Here is a 9,942-nt window from a genome sequence, read left to right as displayed (position 1 = left end):
ACCTTCGAGGGCATCGGCAAGGATCTGGGGATCAGCCGGGAGACGCTGCGTAACTGGGTGCGGGCCGAACGGGCCCGCCGCGGCGGGGGCATCACGACGAGCACGGAGAAGAGCACGGTGGATTCCCCGCCGACGGCCGAGGAGCTTCAGGCCGGGAACGAGGCCCTGCGCCGGGAGCTGGCGGCAGCCCGCAAAGAAATGCAGAAGCTGGCCACCGAACGGGACATTCTCCGCAAGGCCACGAAGTTTTTCGCACAAGAGATGACCTGGTGACCAGCCGCTTCCAGTTCATCGAGGACCACCACCGCGCCTGGGGCGTGAAGCGGTTGTGTCAGGTGCTGGAGGTCGCCCGCTCCAGCTCTACAAGTGGCGGGCCGCCCGCGAGGCCCGCGCCGCGCGTGAACAGGCCGACGTCGCTCTCGCCGAGCGGATCAGGGCCGTGCACGCCGAATGGGACGGCACCTACGGCCGGCCCCGTATCACCGCCGATCTGCGCGAGGACGGCGAGCGCGTGAACCACAAGCGCGTCGGACGGGTCATGCGCACGTACGGCATCGCCGGGCTGCGGCTGCGTAAGCGCCAGGTCACCACCGTGCCCGAACCGTCCGCCGCAGCGATGCCCGACCTGCTGGGGCGCGACTTCACCGCGAGCGCACCCAACACGAAGTACGTCGGCGACATCACGTACCTGCCGGTGGGCGACGGCGAGTTCCTGTATCTGGCGACCGTGATCGACTGCTTCTCGCGCCGTCTGGTGGGCTGGTCGGTCGCCGACCACATGCGCACCTCGCTGGTCACCGACGCGTTCCGGGCAGCCGCCCGGGTCTGCGGCAGCCTGTCCGGCGCCGTCTTCCACAGCGATCACGGAGCCCAGTACAGCTCCCGTGAATTCGCGTCCGTATGTGCCGAGTTGGAGGTGAAGCAGTCCATGGGCGCGGTCGGGACCAGCGCGGACAACGCCCTCGCCGAGTCGTTCAACGCGACCCTCAAACGCGAGACGCTCCGTGGCGCCCGCCGCTTCGACGGGGCCCACGCCTGCCGCCTGGCAGTCTTCCGCTGGACCACCCGCTACAACACCCGGCGACGGCACTCGGCGAACGGACAGCAGGCACCGATCGCCTACGAACAGCAGTCAGCTACCCTGACGCTTGCCGCATAACGACACGAACAGGTGTCCACCCTTCGGGGTCAAGGCCCGTGCTGATGGAAGAGGACGGCTACCGCATCAGCCTGAGCGAAGCCTTTGCCCACCGCGCTCACGGCCAGCGGCGACTTCGCCTGCTTCATCGGCGTCGCCCACTTTATGGCTGGGCCACGCCGACCGATCCGCTGCCGACCGCGACGCGGTCGGAGGTCACCCGGCATCACGCGGCGATCCGCTCGGTGAGGTCGTCGGGGTGGAACTGCGGGTAGCGGTGGGCCCGTGCGACGGCCCGTTGCATCGTCTCGCGTACCGAGGGCAGTGGGGGTACGGGCTCTCGTTCAAGGCAAGTCGGTGCAGCACCGGGATCTCCATGACTCAGTCCCGTCCGCCGTGCCAGCGAACGGCGACGGCACCGGCGAAGTCGCCCGCGTGGGCGAAGCCCCCGAGCACCATGAGGTCGCCGTCGGCCACCTGCCGGGAGCCGATCGCGCGGTCCAAGGTGATCGGGATGGCCGCGCCGAACAGATTCCCGTATTCGTCGAAGGTGTTCAGGTGCCGCTCGGCGGGCAGTTGCAGCGCCTCGCGCCAGTTCCGCAGGAACGTACGGTTGGGCTGGTTGGTGATGAGGACGTCGATGTCGGTGCTCGTCACGCCGAGCCGCTTGCACAGGTCCATGACCACCTCGGGTACGAGGCGGTTCCCGCGTGCCAGGACCTTGGCGACGCTTGCGTCGGTGAACCCGATCCGCAGCTGGGACTCTCCCGGCTCCCAGTACTTGCGCCCGTCCTCGACCGCCACGGTCATGTCGCCGGCGTACTCGCCGACGTGCCGGGTCTCCACGTCGAGGACCGGTGACTGTGCCGACGTCGTCACGAACGCCACACCGCACCCGTCGCCCGGGATCGCCGCCTGGGCGAGTTTGCGCACCTCGGACTGGGTGAACCATTGCCCCGCGGCGCTTTGCGCGTTGCAGATCAGCGCGGTCTTCGCGTCGGTGGTGGCGAGGATCTGCCGAGCCATCTTCAACATGTACACAAAGGAGGCGCAGCCCGCGTTGGCCACGTCGACAAGCCACTCCGGGTTCAGGCCCAGCCGACGCGCCACCTCGGTTCCGGCGCCCACGAACGGCAGGTCCGGCAACTGGCTGTGTACCAGCAGTACGTCGACGGCTCGGATCTCCGCCCCGCCGTGCCGCTCGATCAGGGGTTGTACGGCCCGTTCGATCATGTCCGCGTTCGTCTCGTCCGCGGCCACATGGTGCCGTGACGGCGGGACCTTGAACATGGGGTGGTTGCGGAGCTTGTCCTCGGCTCCGGGGTACTCGGTGTAGAACACCGCAGGGACCGGCTCGCCGGGAAGATAGCTCGCCACGTCGGTGAGGCTGACCGTCGTCATCGCGCCACCGCCCTGGCCGGAGCCACGCTGACGGGCAGGCCGCCCCGGTGGCGGTGTTCCAGGATCGCCTTGAGATTGTTCATCTCCAAGGTGTGCCCCGCGTAGAAGAGGTCCCAGTAGTCGCCCACCCAGGGCCGGTCCGAGCGCGGCGCCTTCTCGGGATGCGGGTTGGTGTCGTAGTAGGGGTGCCGGCAGTTGGTCCACGTGATCACCGAACCGGGCTTGTCGAGCACCAGGCGGGCCGGGACGACACGCATCAGGTAGATCATCCACAGCTTCTCGCCCTGGTCCCACGAGCAGTGGTAGTCCACGGTCATGGCTTCGGGGTTGGCCACCACCTCGCAGTAGATCCTGGTGTCGTCCTCCAGCCGGTCGTGACCGACCCACAGCCCCGGGGTGCCGCTGGGCGCGAAGTCCCGCAGGCTGCAGGTCCATTCCTCCAGATGGTGCCCCTGGCGCAGGTAGTCGTAGACCTGCTCCGGAGGGCAGTCGACGTACTCGTGGATGGTGCAGTACTGCCCGTAGACCTGGTGGTGGGGGTAGACCGCGTGGGTGAGCTCCATGCAGTGGGCGGTCAGTTCCTGCTTGTCGGCGTTCTCGATCCGGATCAGACCGGGGATGTCAGCCAACGTGGACGACTCCTCGCTCATCTGAACCCTCCTTGCTCTTGGCGGCTTCGGTGAAGGACTGGAAGGGAAGGAACGGCGGGATCTCCCGCGGATCGCACGACACCGCGACGAACGCCGGGCCGCCGCCCGCGTTGCTGTGCATCAGTGCCGTGCGCAGTTGTGCCGCGTCGCCGGCTCCCGTGGCCTCCAACGACGGGAAGGCGGCGGCCACTCCGGCGGCTATGTCGGTCGGGGCGAACAGGTCGTCGCTGCGGACGCCGCCCTGGAGGAACTCCTCGCGCAGCGCGCACATGGCGTGGGCGTTGTTGTTGAAGATCACGAACGTGACGGGTGCGTCGTACTCCACGGCGGTGTGCACCTCCATCCCGTGCATGAAGAAGGCCCCGTCACCGGCGAGGACGTAGGTGCGCCGGCCGGTGGCGAGCGCGGCGCCGATGCCGGCACCGAAGGTGTAGCCCATGCCGCCCATGCCGAGCGCCACCACGAAGCGGCCGTGGCGCGGTGCCGGGAGGAGGTGGATCGCGCTGGCGCCCGTGTTGCCGGCGTCCACGAAGACGTGTGCGTCCTGGGGGAGTGCCGCCTCCACCGCGGCGATCGCCTGGTCGTGGGGGACGGTCCTTTCCCGGTCCCGCAAGAGCGGACCCGGCATGGGCGCGGGAAGGGGGCCGGCGTGCGGCGGGCAAGGACGTGGGTGCGGCGGCAGCCGTACGGTCACCGCGCGCAGCGCGTCGCGCAGATCGCCACCCAGTGCGATGCCTGACACGAACGGTGCTTCGGGGCCGAGGCAGACGACGTCGGTGGCGGCCAGGGCCTGGTCGAGGCCGTCGCGTGCCAGGAGCGGCAGTCGGGTACCGACCAGCAGACACAGGTCGGCCCGCCGCAGACAGTCTTCGACGTTGGCATGGCCCATCACCCCGGCTACGCCGGCGAATCGGGGGTCACGGTTGTCGAAGACGTCCTTGGCGTCCGGGGTGACCGCTACCCATGCCCCGAGGCACTGGGCCAGTTCGGCCAGTTCCCCACGCGCGTCGTCGGCGGCAACGCCCTCACCGGCGATGACGAGGACACGACCGGCCCTGTGCAGGGCGTCCGACACGGTGCCGACGGCAGCTATGTCGTGCCGCGCCGCGGATGCCGTCGCGCGGGGGCCCGATGTGGGGGCCACGGCGCGGGCGGGCACCTGGATGCGCGCCTGCTGCACGTCCTTGGGCAGCAACAGCACGGCCGGCCCGCGCGGATCGGCCTGCGCCGCCGCGACTGCCAGGGGCAGCAACTCCGTGAGCGAGGAGGCGTCATCGACCCGGGCGCAGAACCGGGAGACGGGCGCGAAGACCTCCCGTGCGTCGAAGGAACCCGCCTTGCCGCTGGAGTCCTGGAACGCCCCGTGCCCTTCCTGGCCGGTCGGCGGCTGACCCACCAGGGCCAGCACGGGCACCCGGGACGCGTACGCCTCCGCCAGGCCCGGTACGAGATTCATCGCCCCGCCGCCCGAGGTGGCGGCAACAACTCCGAGGCGCCTGGTGACACGTGCGTATCCGTCGGCCATGGTGACGGCGGAGAACTCGTGTTTGGCGACGACGCCGCGGACGGTGCCGCCGCGGTGCACCGCGTCATACAGGTCCTCGATGTTCGCGCCGCCGACGCCGAACATGTGGGTGACGCCGGCCCTGGCGAGTTCTCCGGCCAGATAGTCGACCGCCCGTACCGTTCCTGCCTCGCGTAATTCCGAGGTCGCGGTGGTCATACGGGGCTTCCCTCCCTCTCGTGGTGCCGGTCGATGAGGCCGGATGGCGAGATGACCTGAAAGTGGTGCCGGTATTCCTTGGGGGTCAGCCCCAGGGTTCGCCCGAAGGAGCGGAAGAACGTCTCGGTGGCGGCGAAGCCACAGCGGCCGGCTATCTGGCCGATCGTCAGGTCCGTCGTCTCCAGCAGCTCGCGAGCGCGAGCGATACGCGTCCGCTCGACGTACTGGCCGGGTGTCGTGCCCACCTCGCGCCGGAAGACCCGGGCGAAGTTGCGCTGACTCATGTTGGCCTGCCGCGCGATCTCGGCCACGGGCAGCGGGTTGTCCAGGTTGTCGAGAATCCACTCCTGTGCCGCCCGGATCGGCGGATGGTCGGCAAACTGGGCGTCGAGGACGGCGCTGTACTGGGACTGCCCTCCGTGTCGCTTGAGGAACAGCACCAGAAACCGTGCCGTCTCCAGCGCGAGCGCCGATCCGTGATCCGCCTCCACCAGGGCCAGCGCCATGTCGATGCCCGTCGACACGCCCGCGGAGGTCACGAAGGGACCGTCCCAGACGAAGATCGGCTCGGCGTCCACCGTCACATCCGGATAGCGGCCCGCCATCGCCTCGCTGTACGCCCAGTGAGTGGTGGCACGCCTGCCGTCGAGGAGGCCTGCCTCGGCCAGCAAGAAGGATCCGCCGCATACAGAGGCGACTCTGCGCGACCGGGCCGCTGCCTCGCCGATCCAGGACACGAGCGCCCGGTCCCGGAGCGCGTTGCCGACACTCCAGCCGCCCGGCACGAGAAGCGTGTCGATCGGCCCCTGCCCCGCTTCCAGTGGCGATGCCCCGACCACCACCCCCGAACTCATGCGCACCAGCGGTGCGTCGGCGGACACGAAGTCGGCCCGGTAGGGCGTACCCGAAGGCCCCAGGAGCCGGTTCGCGGTATCGAACACTTCAATCGGTCCGGTGACGTCCAGGGCCATTGCGCCCGTGTACACCACCACAACAACACGTCGCTCCAACACAGTCACAGCCTGTATCGAACACCGCACTGGCTGCAATGACAGATTACTGACGTATCCGGCCAACAAGCGGCGTCGAACACGTACGAACCGCGCTGGTGAGGCAGTTCGTGCGCCGAGCAGGCAGTGCTGAGTGAGACAGTTCACAGGACGCCGGTGCGGGTGCACGCTTGACGCTCGGAGGGGGGCTTGTTGGTGTACGGGGGCTTCCTGGCCCGGCCATATCTGCGTTGATCACCCCCTTCAGCCAAGCCGTATCCGCCGGCAGCCACCTGATTTTGGGGATTTCTGCCACGAACGGGTACTGCGTGCGCTAACGGCTGATGAGCCCACTCCGGCGACTGCTCCGCGCATCCGAAGCGGGTCTTCAGCCGCTGTGTTCCTGGCCGGCCGTCAGTATGTTCATCAAGGCGTCGGGAGACATCTCCGCCCACTGGGCCACCTCTTCCAGGGGCATCCCGGCGTTCACCGCGACCAGGGCGGTCCGCTTCCAGGCGTTCTCGATCAGGCCGGCGCTGTGGCGGAGGCTGCGCAGAAGCTGCCGGGCGACATCGGCGGTCGGCCCGGTCTGCGCTCCGCGCAGCTGGAGCAGCTGTTCCTCGGCGCTCTCGATCGCCCGGGTGATCAGCGTGCGCTGCTCGGCGGGCACCGCCGCCCGCCACATCCTCCCCGAGCCGGGCGCCTTCTTCTCCTTGCCCAGCACCCGCAGTTGCCCGGCCATGGTCGCGCTCTGGTGTTCCTGGCGCAGCCACCAGGGGTCGTTGTCGTATCCGGGAGGCCCGCCGGCGCTGCGGCGCAAGCGGATGACGCTGCCCATCCAGGAGGTCAGCGGGCGGCCGTAGTCGGTCGCGGCCAGCGGCCCCAGCCACGGCCGACCAATCCGCTCACCGAGCCGGCGGCAGAACATCCCGTCGGCGGGCAGCGCCCGCGGCCGCCCCGCACCGCTGTCCAACCACGCCAACTGGGCCATCGCCGGGTCCAGCAGAGCGTCGGCGACGGCCACCACCTCGGGGAAGACGACCGCGTCCCGCCCCACGATCGCCACCGTTCCAGATCACCCCCGGCCCACCGCCCGCGACCTGGTGCAGTCGCCGCGGCCACACCCTCTCCCGCTCCCAGCGGAAAGCCTGCTCCCACCACCGGGCCACCACCGCATGCGACAGGGCGAACACCCGCTCCGGCTCGGCCCCGGCCCGCACCGTCCGCCGCGCCACCCCGGTCCACCGCCGCCGCGCTGCGGCCACCTCCGGCAAATCCCGCAGGCCGAGGCACTCGAGGGGCTGGTCGGCATCCGCGTCCAGCTGCCACCGTCCGTGCCGGACACACACCCGCTGCCACCGGGGCGCGTACCGCACCACCCGCACGGCCGTCCCCGTACGCCGGGCCGCGCACAGGCGGCAGCCGAACGCCACCGGCCCGGCGACCGCGCCGCCGATCCGCCACGCCGCCGCCGGCACCCCGTCCTCTTCGGCAGGCAGCTTGGCGTCCTCCTGCTCCCAGGACGGCAACGCCCGCGCCAGCACGTTGTCCTCGACGCCGCACAGGCCTGCCAGGAGCCGCCGTCCGGCTGCATTCAGCAGCACCTCGGCGTCGGCCCGCGCACCCCCGCCGTCGTGCCCAGGTTGGTAGTTGCGCCAGTGCCAGCAGGACCGCAACACATTCGCTGCCATCCCGTAGCGGCTCGCGATGCGGCAGATCAGCGACGAGGTCGTTTCTCCCTGCAGGGGAGCGGTCCGCAGTAGGCCGGGGTGATGGGTCACTCCACCACGGTCTCCTGTTCGCCGTCCCGGGCGGGCGCTTTTGCAACAGATGCCCAGCGGATCAAGCAAGCGCCGGTCGGTCCCTGGCCGCTGCTGTTCCGATGTCCTCGCGCGGTCGGGCTCAACGGCCGGATGGCGGCGATGTCACGCCCATTCGATGCCCAGCTCGCGGAGCGCGGCGCGCTGCGGGTCACCCAGCCTGTCCCGCCGCTGTTTGGTGTTGCTCATGAACACCCCCAGCCGGACCGGCGTAACCTCGCCCTCTACCGTGATCTGCTCTGTGTGGCTCCTTGGGACGCGGTGATGGCCCTCTCGAGCGATGTACTGGGTGAGGGCTGCGAGGCCGCGTTGGAATGCCTGCTGCGCCTTGCTCGGGCCCTTGGTCGCACCCGTTGCTGCCGGAGCGGGAGACAGCGCCTCGGTGGGCTTGATGCCCAGCTTGGACAGCCGTTCCTGTTGCTCGCTCGACAGCTGCGCCCAAGTGGCCGACTGCTTCTGTCTCCCGATCCACCGCCCGAGATCATCACCGTCGAAGGTCACGCCGGGTTGGATGTCGGGCAGGTGGCCGTGGGGTTCGTCGGCGGCGAGGTCGGCGAGTACACGGTGGTGGCGTTGCCAGTCCAGTGGCCAGGGGCAGTTCCAGTCCGGGTCGATCGCGGCCAGCTGTTTCGCGCGCTGCGCCGCTCGTTGCGGGTTCTTTCCGAGGCCGTCTTTGCGGCGGAGGTTGGCCATGTGCTGCCCGACCGGCACGAGCGCCTCGCCCTCGCCCCAGACCGCGTCCTGGCGTGGGGCGAGGTGTCCGGTGGCCCGCCGGTAGGATCGCAGCGCGGCGAGCTTGGTCTCCCAGGCTTCTTCGCCGGGTTCCCAGACCATGCCGGCCTCCGGGGCGTCCAGCAGTTCCTTGCGCCGCGGTCCCAGCTCTCCGGTCCGCAGGGCTTTCCTCTGCTGGTGCACCCACCGGCCAAGCGGAAACGACTTCGTGGCGCCCACTTCGACCTCGACGTCGTAGGCAACGGCGTGCAGGCCGCTGATTTCGTTCTCCGCCCGCCAGCGGAGCATGGCTTGGTAGCCCTGCAGCCAGACCAGGGACTCGGGCCGGTAGACGCGGGTGCGGAGGAAGGCGGCGATGGTCGCCGGGTCGCGTGGGCTGGAGAAGTGGAGCAGGGCGGACTCGGCGGCGGCCTGGGTGTCGTTGTGCTCCTGGTCCTCGCCGTCGGCTCCGATGATCCGCCCTTCTTCATCGCGCTGGACGTGCACCTTGCGCTTCCCGCTGGTGAGGGCACGGGAGGCGAGCTGTTCGACGAGGCGCTCGTCGTGGGAGCGCAGGCCTTGGAGTACGGCTACGAGGGGGCGGAAGGAGGCGGAGGCGATCATGCCGGTCGGGTCCTCGCCGGGCTCCAGGAACACGGGCACGATGAGCCTGGCGATCTTCGTGGTGCCGTCCCGGTTGAGGCGGAGCGCCCGGCCGATGTTCTGCACGATCTCCACCTGGGAGCCGCGGGTGTCGGCGAAGCACACGGCTTCGACTCCTCGCTCGCCGGTGATGTCGACGCCTTCTCCGAGGACGCGGCAGCTGGCGAGGAAGGCGCGGTGGACCCGGCGGCCGGCCGCGTCGATGCCGTTCGCGAACTCGCCCAGCACCTCACGCCGCTCGGAGACGAGGTGGTCGCCGCACAGCCACGCCGACCACACCCGGTCCGGGGGTACGTGGCGGCCCGGCTCAAGCTCGTAGAACTCCGCGCCGATCGACGACTTCGGCAACCGGTCCGCGGCCGCCAGGTCCTCGACGGAGGCGTCGCCTGCGTACAGCTCGGCTGCCGTCTGCGGCAGTTTCTCCGCGAACGCCATGGCTTCCTCCACCCTTTGGTGGAAGGTCATGACCGTACGCAAGTTGTACGCCGCCGCGTGCTCGAGGAGCGCGGTCTGCAGGAGCGCCAGGCGCCGGCCCCGCTGCGCCTCCTCGGACCCCCCGGTGACGGGGGAGGGGTCGTGGATCTCCAGCACGTCGATCTCGAACCCGGCAAGGATGCCCCGCTCGACCGCCTCGCTCAGTCCAAGCTCCGCCAGCCACGGCCCGTAGGTCTGCGAGTCCTGGCCCATCGACGCGAGCTCCAGCTCCTGGCCCTCCGCGCCCTTCTGCGGCCGGGGCGAGGCCAGGATGCGCGGGGTCGCGGTGAGATAGAGCCGGAAGTCGGCGGGGATGCGGGCGTTGTCGTGGATCGCCGCCCACGGTCTGCCAAGATCACCTGCGGTTGAGTGC

At 70.0% G+C, this 9,942-nt stretch carries 6 protein-coding genes and 1 pseudogene; 1 reads left to right on the top strand and 6 read right to left on the bottom strand.

Features of this window, described 5'->3' with window-relative positions; translation table 11 throughout:
* Window positions 1–204: 204 nt before the first annotated feature.
* Window positions 205–1,159: pseudogene (locus VT52_RS39115) on the top strand (IS3 family transposase); the annotation flags it as partial.
* A gap of 360 nt (window positions 1,160–1,519) precedes the next feature.
* Here the strand turns inward: VT52_RS39115 and VT52_RS29825 are convergent.
* The 6 genes from VT52_RS29825 to VT52_RS29800 form a co-directional block, all read right to left on the bottom strand.
* On the bottom strand, window positions 1,520–2,539 hold the full coding sequence (locus VT52_RS29825) for a 3-oxoacyl-ACP synthase III family protein (RefSeq protein ID WP_046420965.1): 1,020 nt from the start codon (window positions 2,537–2,539) through the stop codon (window positions 1,520–1,522).
* Window positions 2,536–3,189, bottom strand: coding sequence for an SRPBCC family protein (locus VT52_RS29820; RefSeq protein ID WP_046420962.1), 654 nt, complete (start codon window positions 3,187–3,189; stop codon window positions 2,536–2,538). Before VT52_RS29820 ends, VT52_RS29825 begins: the two co-directional genes overlap by 4 nt.
* Window positions 3,161–4,912 (bottom strand): thiamine pyrophosphate-binding protein, encoded by a 1,752-nt coding sequence (locus tag VT52_RS29815; RefSeq protein ID WP_046420960.1) that lies wholly within the window; start codon window positions 4,910–4,912, stop codon window positions 3,161–3,163. The genes VT52_RS29820 and VT52_RS29815 overlap by 29 nt, the downstream gene beginning before the upstream one ends.
* Window positions 4,909–5,904: a GlxA family transcriptional regulator gene (locus VT52_RS29810; RefSeq protein ID WP_046420957.1), complete on the bottom strand. Its 996-nt coding sequence runs from the start codon at window positions 5,902–5,904 to the stop codon at window positions 4,909–4,911. Before VT52_RS29810 ends, VT52_RS29815 begins: the two co-directional genes overlap by 4 nt.
* Window positions 5,905–6,289: 385 nt before the next feature.
* Complete coding sequence (locus VT52_RS39110; protein ID WP_240509927.1) at window positions 6,290–6,967, bottom strand: hypothetical protein; 678 nt, start codon at window positions 6,965–6,967, stop codon at window positions 6,290–6,292.
* A gap of 859 nt (window positions 6,968–7,826) precedes the next feature.
* A partial coding sequence (locus VT52_RS29800; RefSeq protein WP_071387713.1) for a DEAD/DEAH box helicase occupies window positions 7,827–9,942 on the bottom strand: 2,116 nt, incomplete at its 5' end.

It is taken from the genome of Streptomyces malaysiense (genome assembly GCF_000980885.2).
GTDB classification, from domain to species: domain Bacteria; phylum Actinomycetota; class Actinomycetes; order Streptomycetales; family Streptomycetaceae; genus Streptomyces; species Streptomyces malaysiense.
The sequence above is the reverse complement of the archived record's forward strand: the minus strand, read 5'-3'. Positions and strand labels throughout refer to the sequence as shown.

Coding starts and splice junctions, on each gene's coding strand:
- VT52_RS29825 (WP_046420965.1), bottom strand. CDS start 2,539: ATGACGACGGTCAGCCTCACCGACGTGGCGAGCTATCTTCCCGGCGAG.
- VT52_RS29820 (WP_046420962.1), bottom strand. CDS start 3,189: ATGAGCGAGGAGTCGTCCACGTTGGCTGACATCCCCGGTCTGATCCGG.
- VT52_RS29815 (WP_046420960.1), bottom strand. CDS start 4,912: ATGACCACCGCGACCTCGGAATTACGCGAGGCAGGAACGGTACGGGCG.